Raw genomic sequence first — 17,001 nt, 5'->3', positions numbered from 1 at the left:
TAGCTCTATGGTTGATCGGGGAGCGACGCCTGCCGCCGTGCCGGCCGGGTCCGTGCCGGACGACTGGCCCGCTCGCCCGGAGCTCACGCTCGCCCTCAACCGCATGGGCGGCTTCGACTGGGACCTCGACACCGGCGTGCTGCACATGGACGCCTCCGCCCTGGAGCTCTTCGCCCTGACGCCCGAGGAGTTCAACGGCCGCCTCTCCGGTCTGACCGGCAAGGTCCTGCGCTCCGACGCCGCCGACCTCGACGCGCAGGTCACCCGGGCCCTGAAGGAGGGCCGCGAGACCTACAGCGCCTACTACCGCATCCGCGCCCCCGACGGCACTCTGCACTGGACGTACACCCAGGGCCGGATCCGGCGCGACGGGGAGGGCCACCCGCACCGCATCATCGGCATCGTCCGCGACGCCGCCGAGGAGCTCGGCCACTCCGTCGTCAGGCGGGACGAGAACCGCCTGACGCACACGACCATCGTGGAGACCCTCACCGCCGCCCTCGCCCACGCGCGCACCGTCCAGGACGTCATCGACTTCTTCCGCGACGACCGGGCGGTCCAGCACCTCGGCTCCGACCTGCTCGTCCTCGGCATCGTCGAGGCGGGCCGGATCCACATGGTCGCCGAGGGCCCCGGCGAGCACTACGTCCCCGGCACCCGCTGGACCCGCATCGACGACAACTTCCCCATGAGCGACGTCATCCGCACGATGGCCCCGCGCTTCATCGAGTCCCGCGAGGAGTTCGCCGGCTCCTACCCCTGGCTGTGGGAGCGCATCAAGGACACCGGCATCTCCTCCGCCGCCTACCTCCCGCTCATCGCCCAGGCCCGCCCCGTCGGCGCCATCGGGCTGCTCTACCGGGAGACCCGCGGCTTCACCCAGCAGGAGCGCAACCTGCTGATCGCCCTCTCCAGCAGCCTCTCGCAGTCCATCGCCCGCGCCATGCTCTACGACCAGGAGCACGACCTCGCCGAGGGCCTGCAGCAGTCCATGCTGCCGCGCCACATCCCCGAGATCCCCGGCGCGCAGATCGCCGTCCGCTACCGCTCGGCCCGCATGGGACGCGACATCGGCGGCGACTGGTACGACGTGATCCCCCTGCCCGGCGGGCGGGTCGGCGCCGTCATCGGAGACGTCCAGGGGCACGACACCCAGGCCGCCGCCGTCATGGGCCAGCTGCGTATCGTCCTGCGGGCGTACGCCACCGAGGGGCACGCCCCGGCCACCGTCATGGCCCGCGCCTCCTCCTTCCTCCACGATCTCGACACCGACCGCTTCGCCACCTGCGCCTACGCCGAGGCCGACCTGTCCACCGGCGTCGTCCAGCTGGTGCGCGCGGGTCACATCGACCCCCTGCTGCGGCACACCGACGGCACCTGCCGGCGCCTGCCCGTCTCCGGCGGGCTGCCGCTCGGCCTCTCGGCCGAGTTCGGCCGGCTCGACTACCCCGTGACCACGGTGGAGATCGACCCGGGCGAGACCCTGCTGATGTTCACCGACGGCCTCGTCGAACAGCCGGGCTCCGACCTCGACGAAGGCATGCAGCGGCTGTCCGCGGTCGTCCGCGCCGGCCCCTACGAGCTCCACCAGCTGGCCGACCGGCTCTGCGACGTGATCGGCGAGCGCGTCGGCGAGGACGACATGGCCGTCCTGCTGCTGCGCCGCCAGGGCGCGGCGACCCAGGGCGGCGGCCGCCTCCAGCAGCACATCGCCCCGGCCGACCCCGAGGCCCTCTCCGCGGCCCGCCACATGATCCGCGCCGCCGTACGGGCCTGGGGCGCCCGGGAGCGCTCCGACGAGATCGAGCTGGTCGCCGACGAGCTGGTGACCAACGCCCTGCTGCACACCGACGGCGCGGCCGTGGTGACCATCCGCATCCTCACCGGCCCCGAACGGCGGGTGCGCGTCGACGTCGAGGACAAGTCCAGCACGCTGCCGCGCCGCCGGGAGCCGGGGGAGTCGGGGGTGTCGGGGCGGGGGCTGCTGCTGGTCGACCGGCTCGCCGACGTGTGGGGGGTCGAGTCCCGCGGCTCGGGCAAGTGCGTGTGGTGCGAGTTCGTGGTCCCGGGGCGGCACGACGTGGCCGAGGACGCCGCCTGACGGTCCGTCGGCTCCCGTCGTCGGCCGCCGCCACCGGAATCGTTGCCTCAGTCACGCTGAATTGCGTAGTACGTGCCGTTCCGGGTCAACTGTGCTCTCCACCCCCCAAGATCACGAAAAGGGTTCGGGAGCATGCGCAGACTCACCCCCTTCGTCTTCCTCGGCGCGACCGTCCTGGCCGCACCGATGCTGATGGCCGTCCAGGCGCCGCCCGCCCGGGCGTTCGGCACCGTCAACACCCTCGGCCAGCACGCCGAGCACGAACACATCACGCGCGCGGCCCTGGCCTGCCCGCCCGGCACCCCCTCCGACGGCAGCTGCTTCGAGCCCCGCTCCCTGGACCAGATAGCGGGCCGCGCAGGCACCTTCGGCGCCGTCGGGGCCCCCGACACCGACGAGATCCTCAGCCCGGCCGCGCACTGCGACAACGCCGACTACCTCGCGCAGCCCGGCTACGCCCGCACCCGCGACCAGGCGACCAAGGAGCTGCTCGCCTGCGTCGCCCGCCTGCAGGCCCGCTTCGCCGAAGGCGTCACCGCCGCCGGCGGAACCCTGGGCGCCGACGGCAGCGTCGCCGCCCGCGAGACCGACCTCGCCAAGGACTGCACCTTCACCCTCGGCGTGCCCGGCCGCAACAAGTGCGAGGCCGTCGAGGGATTCGGCCGTGCCCTCCACGGCGTCCAGGACTTCTACTCCCACAGCAACTGGACCGACAAGGCCGACCCCGGCCGCCCCACCGGCAAGAACAACCCGCCCGGGCTGAACCTCCCCGCACCCTCCGCGCTGTTCGCCCTCGGCGGCGGGCAGCCGCCGCAGAGCACGGCCGTCCCCGCAGGCCTGACCACCGGCTGCTTCTCCCTCGTACCGCTCGGCTGCTCCGGCCGCGTCCAGCACGGTGACCTCAACAAGGACAGCGGTCTCGTCGACCCCGTCACCGGCGCCACCGGCAGCCCCGGCACCGCGCGCGGCAAGACCGGCGGCAACTTCGACCGGGCCGTCCAGGGCGCCGTCACCGACACCCGCCGCCAGTGGGCCGACTTCCGCACCGCCCTCGTCACCCGCTACGGCAAGGAGCGCGGCGAGCGCGCCGCCTGTGTGCTGACGCACGACGACCCGGCCCGTACCTGTTAGCGCCCCTCCGGACGGAACCGACGCGTACATCACGATCCCGGCAGCCGGGGGCCGGGGCGAAGAGGCCAAGGTCACAGCAGTTGCCACTGCTGCAGGGCGCCCCGGCTCCCCTAGCCTTCCCACCATGACGGTCCTGCCTGACGAAGGCTTCCCCCTGGCCGCCGAGTTCCCGGACCCCACCCGCGAGCAATGGCAGCGCCTGGTGGAGGGTGTACTGCGCAAAGCGGGCGCGGCTGACGCATCCGGCCCGGCTGCCGAGGCGGCACTCGCCACCGAACTCCAGGACGGGCTCGTAACCGGCCCGCTCTACACCGCCGACGACGCCCCCGCCGCGCCCGGATACCCGGGGTTCGCCCCGTTCGTCCGCGGCGGACGGGCCGAGGGGACGGCCGCGACCGGCTGGGACGTGCGCCAGCGCCACGCCCACCCGGACCCCCGGCAGGCCAACGAAGCGGTGCTCGCCGACCTCGAGAACGGCGTCACCTCCCTCTGGCTGACCGCCGGTCCCGCCGGCCTTCCCGTCGACGGCATCGCCACCGCCCTCGACGGCGTCTACCTCGACCTCGCCCCCGTCGTCCTCGACGCGGGCGGGGACTTCGAGGCGGCCGCCCGGGAACTGCTGCGCCTGTACGACGAGCGCGGCCTCGCCCCCCGCGCCGCCCTCGGCAACCTCGGCGCCGACCCGCTCGGCACCCTGGCCCGCACCGGCACCGGCGCCGACCCCGGGGCGCCCCTGGCCGCCGCGGCCGCCCTCGCCGCCCTGTGCGCCGACGGCCGGCCCGGCCTGCGCGCCCTGACCGTCGACGCCCTGCCCTACCACGAGGCCGGCGGGTCCGCCGCCCAGGAGCTCGGCTGCTCGCTGGCCACCGGCGTCGCCTACCTCCGTACGCTCACCGCCGCCGGGCTGACGGTGGATCAGGCCTGCGCGCAGCTGGAGTTCCGCTACGCGGCCACCGCCGACCAGTTCCTCACCATCGCCAAACTGCGCGCCGCCCGCCGCCTGTGGGCCCGCGTCGCCGAGGTCAGCGGAGCCGTCACCGCGGCCGCCGCCCAGCGCCAGCACGCCGTCACCTCCACGGTGATGATGACCCGCCGGGACCCGTGGGTGAACATGCTGCGCACCACCGTCGCCTGTCTCGGCGCGGGCGTGGGCGGCGCCGACGCCGTCACCGTCCTGCCCTTCGACGACGCCGCCGGCCTGCCCGACGCCTTCGCCCGCCGCATCGCCCGCAACACCTCCTCGGTGCTGCTGGAGGAGTCCCACCTGGCCCGGGTCATCGACCCCGCCGGCGGCTCCTGGTACGTCGAGCGGCTCACCGACGAGCTCGCGCACGCCGCATGGGCCTGGTTCCAGGAGCTGGAGCGCGCCGGCGGCCAGGCCGCTGCGCTGCGCTCCGGCCTGGTGGCCGAGCGGCTCGCCGCGACCTGGGCCCGCCGCTCCGCGGACCTGGCGACCCGGCGCGAACCGGTCACCGGCGTCAGCGAGTTCCCGCACCTCGGCGAGCAGCCGCTGCAGCGCGAGCCCGCACCCGAGGCCCCCGGCGGGGGCCTGCCCCGGGTCCGGCGCGACGAGGCCTACGAGGCCCTGCGCGCCCGCTCCGACGCCCACCTCGCCGCGACCGGGGCCCGCCCCCGCGTCTTCCTCGCCGCGCTCGGCCCCGCCGCCGCCCACACCGGCCGGGCCACCTTCGCCGCCAACCTCTTCCAGGCCGGCGGCATCGAGCCCGTGCACGACCCCGCCACGGTCGACGCGGACTCCGTCGCCGAGGCGTTCGCGCGCAGCGGCGCCGGCGTGGCCTGCCTGTGCTCCAGCGACAAGCTCTACGCCGAGCAGGCCGAAGCCGTCGCCGCCGCCCTCAAGGCGGCAGGCGCGCAGCGGGTGTTCCTCGCCGGGAAGCCCGGCGGCGAGCAGCGGGAGGCGTATCTGCGGGCGGGGGTCGACGAGTTCGTCTTCGCCGGTGGTGACGCGGTCGCCGTCCTCTCCTCCGTCCTCGACTGCATCGGAGTCGCGTGATGCCCGTTCCCGACTTCTCCGGAATCGAGCTGGGCCCGGCGGACGCCGGCCGGGCGGCCGACCCCGGCCAGTGGCGCGCGGCCCTGAAGGAGGCCACGGGCAAGAGCGCCGAGGACCTGGTCTGGGAGACGCCCGAGGGCATCGGCGTCAAACCGCTCTACACCGCCGACGACCTGCACGGGCTCGACTTCCTCGGCACGTACCCCGGCATCGCGCCCTACCTGCGCGGCCCGTACCCGACGATGTACGTCAACCAGCCCTGGACCATCAGGCAGTACGCCGGATTCTCCACCGCCGAGGAGTCCAACGCCTTCTACCGGCGCAACCTGGCGGCCGGTCAGAAGGGCCTGTCCGTCGCCTTCGACCTGCCGACCCACCGCGGCTACGACAGCGACCACCCGCGCGTCACCGGCGACGTCGGCATGGCGGGCGTGGCCATCGACTCCATCTACGACATGCGGCAGCTCTTCGACGGCATCCCGCTGGACAAGATGAGCGTGTCGATGACGATGAACGGCGCCGTGCTGCCCGTCCTCGCCCTCTACATCGTCGCCGCCGAGGAGCAGGGCGTACCGCCCGAGAAGCTGGCCGGGACCATCCAGAACGACATCCTCAAGGAGTTCATGGTCCGCAACACCTACATCTATCCGCCGACGCCCTCGATGCGGATCATCTCCGACATCTTCGCGTACACCTCGCAGAAGATGCCGCGCTACAACTCCATCTCCATCTCCGGCTACCACATCCAGGAGGCCGGGGCCACGGCCGACCTGGAGCTCGCCTACACCCTCGCCGACGGAGTGGAGTACCTGAAGGCGGGCATCGAAGCGGGCCTGGACGTCGACGCGTTCGCGCCCCGGCTCTCCTTCTTCTGGGCGATCGGCATGAACTTCTTCATGGAGATCGCCAAGCTGCGCGCGGCCCGCCTGCTGTGGGCCCGGCTCGTCAAGCGCTTCGAGCCGCAGAACGCCAAGTCGCTGTCGCTGCGCACCCACTCGCAGACGTCGGGCTGGTCGCTGACCGCGCAGGACGTCTTCAACAACGTGGCCCGTACGTGCGTGGAGGCCATGGCCGCGACCCAGGGGCACACCCAGTCGCTGCACACCAACGCCCTGGACGAGGCCCTCGCCCTGCCCACCGACTTCTCCGCGCGCATCGCCCGCAACACCCAGCTGCTGCTGCAGCAGGAGTCCGGGACCTGCCGGGTCATCGACCCGTGGGGCGGCAGCGCCTACGTCGAGCGGCTCACCCACGACCTCGCGCGGCGCGCCTGGCAGCACATCGAGGAGGTCGAGGCCGCGGGCGGCATGGCCCAGGCCATCGACGCGGGCATCCCCAAGCTGCGCGTCGAGGAGGCCGCGGCCCGCACCCAGGCCCGTATCGACTCCGGGCGCCAGCCCGTCATCGGCGTCAACAAGTACCGGGTCGACAGCGACGAGCAGATCGAGGTCCTCAAGGTCGACAACTCCTCCGTGCGCACCCAGCAGATCGAGAAGCTGCGGCGGCTGCGCGCCGAGCGCGACGAGACGGCCTGCCAGGACGCCCTGCACGCGCTCACCAGGGCCGCCGAGGCCGGATCCGGCCAGGGGCTCGAAGGCAACCTCCTCGCCCTGGCCGTGAACGCCGCCCGCGCCAAGGCGACCGTCGGTGAGATCTCCGACGCACTGGAGAAGGTCTACGGACGGCACGCCGGGCAGATCCGTACGATCTCCGGTGTGTACCGCGAAGAGGCCGGCCCGTCGTCCGGCGTGGAGCGCACCCGCGCCCTGGTCGAGGCGTTCGAGCAGGAGGACGGGCGCCGCCCGCGCATCCTCGTCGCCAAGATGGGCCAGGACGGCCACGACCGCGGCCAGAAGGTCATCGCCACCGCCTTCGCCGACCTCGGCTTCGACGTCGACGTCGGCCCGCTCTTCCAGACGCCCGAGGAGGTCGCCCGGCAGGCGGTGGAGGCCGACGTGCACATCGTCGGCGTCTCCTCGCTCGCGGCCGGCCACCTCACGCTCGTACCGGCGCTGCGCGAACAGCTGGCCGAGCAGGGGCGCGAGGACATCATGATCGTCGTCGGCGGCGTCATCCCGCCGCAGGACGTCCCCACGCTCCTGGAGATGGGCGCCGCCGCGGTCTTCCCGCCCGGCACGGTCATCCCGGACGCCGCCCACGACCTGCTGAAGACCCTCGCCGGGGTCCTCGGCCACGAACTGTGAGCAGGGGTTCCTGACACATGGCGCGGACGATCGACATCGACGCCTACGTGAAGGGCGTGCTCGACGGCAAGCGCGCGGTCGTCGCCCGCGCCATCACCCTCGTCGAGTCCACCCGGGCCGAGCACCGGGCCCTCGCCCAGCGGATGCTGACCGAGCTGCTCCCGCACGCGGGAGCGGCCCGGCGGATCGGCATCACCGGCGTGCCGGGCGTCGGCAAGTCCACCTTCATCGACGCCTTCGGCACGATGCTGACCGGCCTCGGCCACCGCGTCGCGGTCCTGGCCGTCGACCCGTCCTCCAGCCGGACCGGCGGCAGCATCCTGGGCGACAAGACCCGCATGGAGCGCCTCGCCGTCGACCCGGCCGCCTTCGTCCGGCCCTCGCCCACGGCCGGCACCCTCGGCGGCGTGGCCCGCGCCACCCGCGAGACCATCGTGGTCATGGAGGCCGCCGGCTACGACGTCGTGCTGGTGGAGACCGTCGGCGTCGGCCAGTCCGAGACGGCCGTGGCCGACATGGTCGACAGCTTCCTCATGCTCACCCTCGCCCGTACCGGCGACCAGCTCCAGGGCATCAAGAAGGGCGTCCTCGAACTGGCGGACATCGTCGCCGTCAACAAGGCCGACGGCCCCCACGAGCGCGACGCCAAGGCCGCCGCGCGCGAACTGGCCGGGGCGCTGCGCCTGCTGCAGCCGCCGGACGCCGCCTGGAACCCTCCCGTGCTGACCTGCAGCGCCCGCGAGAACACCGGCCTGGACGTCCTCTGGGACCGGCTGGAGCAGCACCGGCGCGTCCAGGAGAGCACCGGGGCGCTGGCCGCGCGGCGCCGCGAGCAGCAGGTCGACTGGGTCTGGACGATGGTCCGCGAACAGCTCCTGAACGAACTGCGCGACCACCCAGCGGTCCGGGCGGCCGGCCCGGGCATCGAACGGCAGGTGCGCGAGGGCACGCTGCCGGCGAGCCTGGCGGCGGAGCGGTTGCTGGAGGCGTTCCGCACCACTGCCCCGGACTGAGCACCGGCCCGGGGAACCTCCCGGACGTACGGCACGTTTTCCACCGCACCGGCCGAAAGGCGGCCGTGTTCGGAGGAGCCGTGATGAACGACCTGCTCGCCGGAGGCAACGCGGCGTTGCCCGCCGGCCCGCTCACCCTCCGGGTGCCCGGCCCCTTCGACCTTTCGGTCATCATCACCGGCGAGAACGGAAGGGTCGAAGGGGACGGGGACTTCGTCTTCTACAACCAGCCGTCCGCGCCCGGGGCCCGGATCAGCGGTGACACCGTCACCGTCGATCCGCGGGGGCTGCGGCACGGGGCCGCGCGGGTCACGGTCGTGGTGAGCCCGGCCGACCCCGGCACACGGCTCGGGGCATTGCCCCTGCCCGTCCTGAGCGTCGCAGGAAGCGGCGGCGGGGTCCTGGCCAGGTTCGCGCCGCCGCGCCCCGGCCCGGAGACCGTACTGATGCTCGCCGAGCTCTACCGGCGCGGCACCGGTTGGAAGATACGGGCCCTGGGCCAGGGCTACGCGGACGGACTCGCGGGCGTGGCCAGGGACTTCGGCGTGGACGTGGCGGACGAGGGAGACGGGGTGCACGCGGCGCACACGCCGGACGCGGTGGACGACGGCTTCGCCGCCCTCGTGAACGCCGAGCGGTCCGCGGCCGGATCGCCGCCCGTGACCGGCGACCCCCGGCTGGCCGCCGCGGCCGGCGCGCACGCCGCGGCCATGGCCGCGCAGGGCCGCCTCGCCGCCGAGAGCCCGGACGGGACGTCGCTCTACCACCGGATTGCCGCCACCGGCTACCGTTGCCTGACCGTCACCGAGCACCTCGTCTCCGGCCCGCGCACCCCGGACGAGTTCGTCGCCTACTGCCTGGGCGGGGCCGACCGCGCGCTGCCGTTCCGGGACCCGGCCGTCGTCCACGTCGGCGTGGGTCGTGCAGCGGCACTGTCCGGGGACACCTACTGGACCGCCGTGTGGGCCGCGCCCCTGACCGCAGGCGGGCTCGCCCGGCTGGCCGCCGAGGTCACCGCCCTCACCAACGCCGAGCGCGCCGCGGCCGGTCTGCGCCCGCTGGCCGCCGACCCCCGGCTGGCCGCTGCCGCGCAGGCGCACAGCGACGACATGGTCGCCCGCGACTTCTACGCCCACACCTCACCGGAGGGGCGCGAGCCCTGGGACCGGGCGCGGGCGGCGGGGTGCCCGCACCCGGGCATCGGCGAGAACATCGCGTGCGGGCAGCGCAGCGCGCAGGAGGTCGTCCGGGGCTGGATGAACAGCCCAGGACACCGGGCCAACATCCTCAAACCGGACTTCGCGCACATAGGGGTCGGCTACGCCACGGGGAGCCTGGCCGGGACGTACTGGACGCAGCTGTTCGGTACGTGACCGGGGCCGGGCAGGGTCAGGCGAGTCCGAGCCCGCCGTCGTCCGCCGGCGCGAAGTGCCGCTCCACGTCGGCGTCCGTCACGGCCTCCAGCCGCGCGGGCACCCAGCGCGGCGAGCGGTCCTTGTCCACGACCTGGGCGCGGATACCCTCCAGCAGGTCGGGGTCGGCCAGCGACGCGCATATCACGCGGTACTCCTGCTCCAGCACCTCGGCCAGACCGGGCAGCCGGCGGGCGCGGCGCAGCGAGCGGAGCGTGACCTTCAGCGCCGTGGGCGACTTGCCCAGGATCGCCTCCGCGGCCTCCTTGGCCTGCGTCACGCCGCTGGCGGTGAGCCGGTCGAGGATCTCCTCGACGGTGCCGGCCGCGTAGCAGTGGTCGATCCACTCCTGCTGTGCGGCCAGTTCGCCGGCGGGGGCCGGGGCGGCGAAGGCCCGTACGGCTTCGGCGGGGTCGGACACGGCCAGCGCGGCGGCGAACTCCTCCAGTCGCGCCGCCGGGACGAAGTGGTCGGCGAACCCCGCGCGTACGGCGTCGCCCGGCCCCATCCGCGAGGTCGTCAGCGCGAGGTGCGTGCCCAGTTCGCCGGGGGCCCGGGAGAGCAGGTACGTGCCGCCGACGTCGGGCGTGAAGCCGATGCCCGTCTCGGGCATGGCCACCGCCGACCGCTCGGTGACGACCCGTACGCCGCCGTGCGCGGACAGGCCGACGCCGCCGCCCATCACGAGGCCGTCCATGAGGGCGACGTACGGCTTGGGGTAGGCGGCGATCCGGGCGTTGAGCCGGTACTCGTCGCGCCAGAACTCCCTGGCCTCCGCGCTGCGCCCGGCGCGGACGCCGTCGTGGACGGCCCGGACGTCGCCGCCCGCGCACAGGCCGCGCTCGCCCGCGCCGTCGAGCACGACCGTGGTCACGGCGTCGTCGTGCTCCCACGCGTCCAGGGCGGCGTGGATGCGGCGGACCATGGCGTGGGTGAGCGCGTTGATGGTCCGGGGCCGGTTGAGGGTGATACGGCCCGCGCGCCCCTCCCGGCGCAGGAGTACGGCGTCGTCGATGGTGGTCATCGTTCCCCTTTCACTGGATGGCGGAGCGGGGCGGCCGAGCGGCGCACGGCGGGTGCGGCGGGATGCGGCGGGGTGTGTTTCCGTCAGGAGCGGCCGGACGCGGTGGCGGTGCCCGCCGCGTCGGTGATCCCCCGGATCGGGCAGCGCGGGCCCGTGGCGCGCAGCAGCCGCAGGTCGGCCGTCACGAGCGTCGCCCCCAGCTCCTCGGCGACGGCGACGTAGGCCGCGTCGTCCGGCGTGAGATTGTCCTTCAGCTGCCACATCCGCCCCAGCAGGGGCTCGACGGCGACCTTTCGCAGGGTCAGACCGGGCAACCGCCCGGCGACTTCGGCCACCCGCTCGGCGGTCACCTGTCCCGCGAGGTACATCCCGCGCAGCGACTGCATCACTTCCACCAGGATGTGCTCGGGAGCGGCCCAGTCGGCGTCCGCCGTGAGCGCGGCGCGGGCGCTGTCGCCCCGCGGTCCGTCGTCGGCGAGCGCCAGAACGAGTGCGGAGGCGTCCACGACGATCAAGGTGACTCCCAGCGTGTGACTACTGTGGCGGCTGCGGCTGAACGCCGCGCCGCCACCCTAGCCGTGCCGGCGTGGCCCGGGAGCGGCCGGGCTCCCCGGCGGGCGGTACGGCCCCGGCCCGCGGTCGTCCGCTACCTGAACAGGCGGTCGGCGCTGGTGGCCATGCGGTGGGTGCCGCTGTGGCCGTTCACCCAGTCACGGACGAGCTTGACGGCGTTGGCGCACTGCCAGCTGTTGTCGTACTCGCGTACTCCGGTGAAGGCGCCGTAGCCCGCGATGATGCCGTCCACACGCGCGTCGCCCAGCAGTTTGTCGACGTACCACGGGTCGTTGTAGGTGGTCGTCCAGGACAGCGTGGCCGCGAGCTGTCCGGCGGCACGGTCCGCGGCGCCCTTCTTCAGCTCCGCGCACGTGCTGCGGCCGGCTTCCGTGCAGTTGCCGAACCCCTTGGTGATGTCGCTGTCGCCGTAGTCCATCGCCCGGCGACCGGCGGGGAATCCGGAACCGGACCGGTTGAAGGCGTCCCGGACCTGATCGCGGGTGCCGGTCGTCGTGATGCCCTCCAGCTTGCCGAGCTTGCCTTCGAGGCTCTTTCAGCCCCTGCCGCCGACGTCCGGGGTGCTGCCGCCGTGGTACTCGTAGAAGCCGTAGAGCACCTGGATCCCGGCAGCGGTCAGCCGCTGCGCCTTGTCGCGCAGTCCGGCGACGCTGCACGTACGGTTGGGCGCCTCTCCGCAGTAGTTCGGGTCCTTGATGTCCAGCCAGACGAGCGCCAGCCGGCGCCCTGCGTTGGCGTGGGAGACGATGCGGTCGATCATGCTGTCGAAGCTGGGGCCCCGGCGGTTCTCACCGGCCGAGGAACAGTCGTGGTAGGCGCGCCATTCGTTCGGGTTCCACCAGGCGCAGACGTCGATCTCGATGGCGTTGGCGCCATGGCCGAGCGCGGCGTCCACGCCGTCCAGGGTGTCGACCCGGTGCGCGATCGCGTAGATCGCGTGACGCTGATCGGCTGCCGCCGCCGGGGTCGTACCGAGCGCGGTGGCGCCGATGATCGCGCACAGGGCCGCCATCAGCGCCAGTAACCTCCGCGGGCCGGTGCCATGCCGAAGGTGAGTGGTCAAGAAAGCTACTCCTTCACGTCGGTGCCGCCGTCCGGCGCACCCCGAATCTCTCCATGCGCACCGGATCGCCGGATGTGGCGCTTGGACCACACGAGTGTGCGGGGCAGCGCATACCGGCCGCCACGAAAGCCGGGCACTTCGGGACGCTGGAACGCGAAAGTGAGCTGTGACCAGGGGAGGAGCGAGCCGCCTGGAACGCCTGAATGGAACGCCTGAAGGGAAGGCTCCGGGGTCACCCCGGCATCATGTGTGCGGTCGCCGCGGCGGCGGTCCCGCGCTGTCAGCCGACCGGGCCCGCCCAGTGGACTGTCTCGAACTCCTGGCCGAAGCCGGGGCGTACGGCGATGTCCACCCGGCCGAGGCCCGTCTGCGGTACGTCGAAGGCGAGTGTCGCCTTGCCCGACGCCTTCGGCTCCAGGGTGCCCGTGAAGGGGGTGCCGACGCCGCTCGCGGTGTCGAAGATCTGCGCCGCCCGGTCGGCCTTGGCGCCGGATTCGACGGTCACCAGGAGGCCCGCCGTGTCGAGGGGCTCCTTGGAGCCGTTCGTGACGCCGACCGTGAACTTCACCGGCTGGTTCCCCGCCGTGTGGCCCAGGGAGGTGCCGGACGGGGTGAACCGTTCCGGCTTCGTCACCGTCACCTTCAGGCCGCTGCGGTACGCGTAGGTGTCACCGAAGGCGGCCACCCGCGCCGAGGGGGAGGCCGAGGGGCCGCCGGACAGCGTGATCGTCTGCCCCGTGCCCACCTTGCCGGAGCCTCCGCAGGCCACGCCCGCCGTCGCCACGGCGGCCGCGGCCGCGAAAGCCACGGCTGCTCTCCCCGCGCCGGGCCGGACCGTGCCCCGAGGCCGAACGCGCGCCGCACGGGGCGGCAGTCTCGTGCCCATGTGCACCAGCGTGCGCCGCGGGACAGCGGTACGCATCCGGAGCGCGGGGGAGCAGGAGCCGCCGGGCTCCCGGCAGCGCCCGGGCCCGTGTCAGCCGGCCAGGACCTTCTTGACCTGGTCCGCCTGCGGACCGGAGTCCTGCGCGGGGATCGTCCAGCGGAAGGTCTTGCCCTCGCCGTCGGTGTACCGGAGGATGCCGCCGCGCTGGGCGTTGCTGATGTCGAAGGTGCGCGCCCGCACCTGCGAGGCGCCGGACCGGATCGGGCCGCCCGAGTCGAAGCCCTTCAGGAAGATGTTCGCTTCGTTGTTGGAGGCCTGCCCGTCGGCGGCTATCCACTGCCAGCCGCCCTTCTCGGTCGGCGTGGTCTCCGCGGCGGCCACGTCCGTCATCGGGCGTTCCTTCACGGTGACGACCGCGAACAGGCCGCGCGTGGGCTTGTCGGTCGCGGTCTTGGCCGCGTACACGACGCTCATGGGCGTGATTTCGAGCTTGCCGCCGCTGCCCGCGCCGACGGTCTCCGTGCCCTGCCCCATCGGCAGGGGATCGCCCGCGGGCCCCTCGGCCGCGGCGGAGGGCGACGAGCCGGCTGACTTCACGGTCTCGGCCTTCGTCTCGCTGCTGCAGGCGGCAAGGGACAGGACGGTGGCGAGGCAGAAGGCGGTGACGGCTGTGGTGCGCATACATCCCCCGGAGGTGCGGGTTACTTGAGGTACGAACGGACCGGGGAACCGTACCCTCGGTAACAACCGCCGACGGGCCGTATGCATCAATCGTGACCAGGTCGCTACCGTCCCGGTATTGCAGTGGGGCCGCTTCGTCCTACTAAGGCGCCCCGAAAGGGACGAGCCGGACCCGCCGTCCTCGGCCGAGGTCCTCGCCCGCGTCCTTGATCCGGGGCTGCGGCAGACTGCGGGTCAGGCCCTGCAGCGGACGACGCGTCAGGCCTGCCCCGTCTCGAACCGGGTGACCTTCCCGTCGTCGACGGTGAAGTACCACTTGGTGCGCATTTCGCCCCACGTGTCGTTGCGGTACCGCGCGACGAGGGCCAGGCCGTCGTCGCTCTCGGACTCGACGTCCATGTGGCCGTTGGAGGCGAAGACCTCGCGGTCGGCCCACTGGGTGAGGTCCCGGTCGGTGCCGTCGTCGGACATCGTCGCGCCCGGCGCGAGGGACTCGTGGAAGGCGGTGCGGTCGCCCGCGTTGACGGCGCTCACCAGCGTCCGTACAGCGGGCTCGGAGAGCTGTTCGACGGGGATCACGGGAGGGCTCCTTTCGGGGGTGTCCAGGACAGGACAGCACTCCGGCCGCACCCGCGCGCGCCGGCCCGCCCGGATGGCGGACGGCCGCGCACCGCCGCGCACCGCCGCCCCGCTACGACCGGGACAGCCGCCGCGACAGGCCCTTCTTGCGCCACGCCACGATCACCGCCGCCAGCCCGGTCACCGCGATGAACGCCGTCGCGCCGAGGAACGCGGGCGAGGTCGGCGCCGTGGCATGGCTGCCCGCGATCACGTAGGCGGCCGTGGCGGGCGCGCTGCCCAGGGCGGTCGCCAGCAGGAACGGCGTCCAGCGCATACGGGAGACGGCGGCGCAGTAGTTCGCGGCGGCGAAGGGCACGCCGGGGAAGAGCCGGACCGCCATCATCGACCGGAAGGCGTGCCGGCTCAGCTGCCGGTCCGCCGCCTTCAGCCACCGGCCGCGCAGCAGCGGCCGCAGCGCCTCCTGCCCCAGCAGCCGGCCCAGCCCGAAGGACGCGGCCGAGCCCAGCACCGTGCCCACCACCGCGGCCGCCGTCCCCGCAGGGGCGCCGAAGAGCGCCCCTGCGGCGATGTTCAGGATCGGGCGCGGCACGAACGCCGCGGTGCACAGCCCGTACGCCGCGGAGAACAGCACCACCGCCGCACCGCCGGACAGCTGCGGCCAGCCTTCGGCGAGCATCCGCTCCGGGCGCAGCGCGAGCACCGCGGCTGCTGCGGCGGCCAGCAGCACCACGAGCAGGCCCAGGCGGAACCACGGGGACAGCCGGGCACGCCTGTGGAGCTCGGCGGGGCCGGGGGAGGGCGTGGCGGGTTCGGACATCGCTGGAGCCTAACCGACAGGGATATAAAGCGGTCGTCATCCCGGAAAGACGGGGTGGCGGCGGAACACTCCTTCCCCGTACGTTCACTCGAATATCCTCCGTGCGTCCTCCGCAGTCCTCCGTGCGTCCTCCGCAGTCCTCCGTGCGTCCTCCGCAGTCCTCCGTGCGTCCTCCGCAGTCCTCCGTGCGTCCTCCGCAGTCCTCCGTGCGTGCTCCGTGCGTCCTCCGCCCGTGGCCGGGGAAAACCGTTCGACGCCCCGTACACCGTGCGCGAGCATCAGCGCATGCACCGGCCAACGTCCGGCCTTCCGCGCCACAAACCGCACGTCAACATCGCAACCCTCGGCCCCGCCCAGCACGGCAAGACGACGCTCACCGCCGCCGTCACCCGCCTCCTCGGCTCCCGCGGCCGGCCCGTCCTCGTCCCGCCCGCCCGCCTCGGCCGCGCCCCGGAAGGGATCGCGCACGGCCGCACCGTCACCTGCGCCCACGTCGCCTACGAGACCGACACCCGCCATTACGTCCACACCGACCCGCCCGGCCACCCCCGGTTCGCCAAGAACCTCCTCGCCGGCACGGCCCGCCTCGACGGCGCCGTCCTCGTCGTCTCCGCCGTCGACGGCATCACGGCGCAGACGGGCGAGCACCTGCTGCTCGCCCGCCGGGCGGGCGTGCGCCACCTCGTCGTCGCCCTCACCAAGGCGGACGCGGCCGAACCGGAGCCGACCGACCTGGTCGAGCGGGACGTGCGCGCCCTGCTCACCGCCCACGGCTACGACGGCGAGCACACCGCCGCCGTCCGCGTCTCGGCGCTGCGCGCGCTGCAGGGCGACCCGCGCTGGACCGCCGCGATCGAGGCCCTCCTCGACGCCGTCGACACCTACGTTCCGACGCCCATGCGCTACACGGACGCGCCCTTCCTGCTCTCTGTGGACAAGGTCCTCACTCTGCCCCGGCGCGGCACGGCCGTCACCGGCGTCATCGAGCGCGGCAGCGTCCGGCTCCGCGACCACGTCCAGCTCCTGGGGCCGGACGGCCCCTGCGACACGCACGTCACCGGGCTGGAGGCCTTCGGCCGTCCGCTGGGGCACGCACAGGCGGGCGACCGCGTCGCCCTGCTGCTGCGCGGGCTCCACCGCGAACACGCTCGCCGGGGCGACACGGTGGCGGCGCCCGGCAGCGTCGTACCGCGGCGCCGCTTCACCGCGGACGTGCGGTTGCTGACCGCGGACGAGGGCGGCCGGCACACCCCCCTGTTCTCGGGCTACCGGCCGCAGTTCCACCTCCGCACGGCCGACGTGCCCGGCACCGTCATCCTCGGCGGGCCCGGCGTCGCGCTGCCCGGCGAGAGCGTCACGATGACGGTCGTCCTCGACCGGGACGTGCCCCTGGAGACCGGCCTGGCCTTCGTCGTCCGCGAGGGAGGCCGCACGGTCGGCACCGGGACGGTCTCCCCGGCGGTGCCGTGAACGCACAGGCGCCGTGAACGCACAATAGGG

Annotated in this window: 13 protein-coding genes and 1 pseudogene; 7 read left to right on the top strand and 7 right to left on the bottom strand. The window is 73.7% G+C overall.

The genetic code is table 11. The features are described 5' to 3' along the window. Positions 1-7 precede the first annotated feature (7 nt). The 6 genes from IE241_RS29980 to IE241_RS29955 all read left to right on the top strand — a co-directional run bounded on the left by IE241_RS29980 (position 8) and on the right by IE241_RS29955 (position 9,836). On the top strand, positions 8-2,101 hold the full coding sequence (locus IE241_RS29980; RefSeq protein ID WP_190024997.1) for a SpoIIE family protein phosphatase: 2,094 nt from the start codon (positions 8-10) through the stop codon (positions 2,099-2,101). 132 nt (positions 2,102-2,233) lie between these two features. Beyond that, the gene (locus IE241_RS29975; protein WP_190024996.1) at positions 2,234-3,232 is read left to right on the top strand and encodes a CinY protein; all 999 of its coding nucleotides are present in this window, start codon (positions 2,234-2,236) and stop codon (positions 3,230-3,232) included. 124 nt (positions 3,233-3,356) lie between these two features. Then, the gene (gene mutA / locus IE241_RS29970; RefSeq protein ID WP_190024995.1) at positions 3,357-5,246 is read left to right on the top strand and encodes a methylmalonyl-CoA mutase small subunit; all 1,890 of its coding nucleotides are present in this window, start codon (positions 3,357-3,359) and stop codon (positions 5,244-5,246) included. After that, complete coding sequence (gene scpA, locus IE241_RS29965) at positions 5,246-7,450, top strand: methylmalonyl-CoA mutase (protein ID WP_190024994.1); 2,205 nt, start codon at positions 5,246-5,248, stop codon at positions 7,448-7,450. The genes mutA and scpA overlap by 1 nt, the downstream gene beginning before the upstream one ends. Positions 7,451-7,467: 17 nt before the next feature. Then, complete coding sequence (gene meaB / locus IE241_RS29960; protein ID WP_190024993.1) at positions 7,468-8,463, top strand: methylmalonyl Co-A mutase-associated GTPase MeaB; 996 nt, start codon at positions 7,468-7,470, stop codon at positions 8,461-8,463. An 83-nt stretch (positions 8,464-8,546) separates the two neighbouring features. Beyond that, positions 8,547-9,836 carry a CAP domain-containing protein gene (locus IE241_RS29955; protein ID WP_190024992.1) on the top strand — a complete coding sequence of 430 codons (1,290 nt, stop codon included), beginning with the start codon at positions 8,547-8,549 and terminating at the stop codon, positions 9,834-9,836. 16 nt (positions 9,837-9,852) lie between these two features. Here the strand turns inward: IE241_RS29955 and IE241_RS29950 are convergent, their stop codons facing one another. The 7 genes and pseudogenes from IE241_RS29950 to IE241_RS29920 form a co-directional block, all read right to left on the bottom strand. Beyond that, entirely contained in the window at positions 9,853-10,899 is a 1,047-nt protein-coding gene (locus tag IE241_RS29950; RefSeq protein WP_190024991.1) for an enoyl-CoA hydratase/isomerase family protein, read from the bottom strand. A gap of 83 nt (positions 10,900-10,982) precedes the next feature. Further along, positions 10,983-11,405, bottom strand: coding sequence for a type II toxin-antitoxin system VapC family toxin (locus IE241_RS29945; RefSeq protein WP_229900031.1), 423 nt, complete (start codon positions 11,403-11,405; stop codon positions 10,983-10,985). 140 nt (positions 11,406-11,545) lie between these two features. Beyond that, positions 11,546-12,484: pseudogene (locus tag IE241_RS35145) on the bottom strand (PI-PLC domain-containing protein). 331 nt (positions 12,485-12,815) lie between these two features. Further along, positions 12,816-13,343: a DUF4352 domain-containing protein gene (locus tag IE241_RS29935; protein WP_190024989.1), complete on the bottom strand. Its 528-nt coding sequence runs from the start codon at positions 13,341-13,343 to the stop codon at positions 12,816-12,818. Between the two features lie 168 nt (positions 13,344-13,511). Next, on the bottom strand, positions 13,512-14,102 hold the full coding sequence (locus IE241_RS29930; protein WP_190024988.1) for a hypothetical protein: 591 nt from the start codon (positions 14,100-14,102) through the stop codon (positions 13,512-13,514). Positions 14,103-14,360: 258 nt separating this feature from the next. Further along, on the bottom strand, positions 14,361-14,681 hold the full coding sequence (locus IE241_RS29925) for a nuclear transport factor 2 family protein (protein WP_190024987.1): 321 nt from the start codon (positions 14,679-14,681) through the stop codon (positions 14,361-14,363). A 112-nt stretch (positions 14,682-14,793) separates the two neighbouring features. Beyond that, on the bottom strand, positions 14,794-15,501 hold the full coding sequence (locus IE241_RS29920; RefSeq protein ID WP_190024986.1) for a TVP38/TMEM64 family protein: 708 nt from the start codon (positions 15,499-15,501) through the stop codon (positions 14,794-14,796). A 285-nt stretch (positions 15,502-15,786) separates the two neighbouring features. Here IE241_RS29920 and IE241_RS29915 point away from each other — a divergent pair, with 285 nt between their 5' ends. Beyond that, positions 15,787-16,971: an elongation factor Tu gene (locus tag IE241_RS29915; protein WP_190024985.1), complete on the top strand. Its 1,185-nt coding sequence runs from the start codon at positions 15,787-15,789 to the stop codon at positions 16,969-16,971. The last annotated feature ends 30 nt before the right edge of the window (positions 16,972-17,001 follow it).

The sequence above is a fragment of the Streptomyces hiroshimensis genome, from assembly GCF_014650335.1.
GTDB lineage: Bacteria > Actinomycetota > Actinomycetes > Streptomycetales > Streptomycetaceae > Streptomyces > Streptomyces hiroshimensis.
This window is presented reverse-complemented; position numbering and strand designations above follow the sequence as displayed.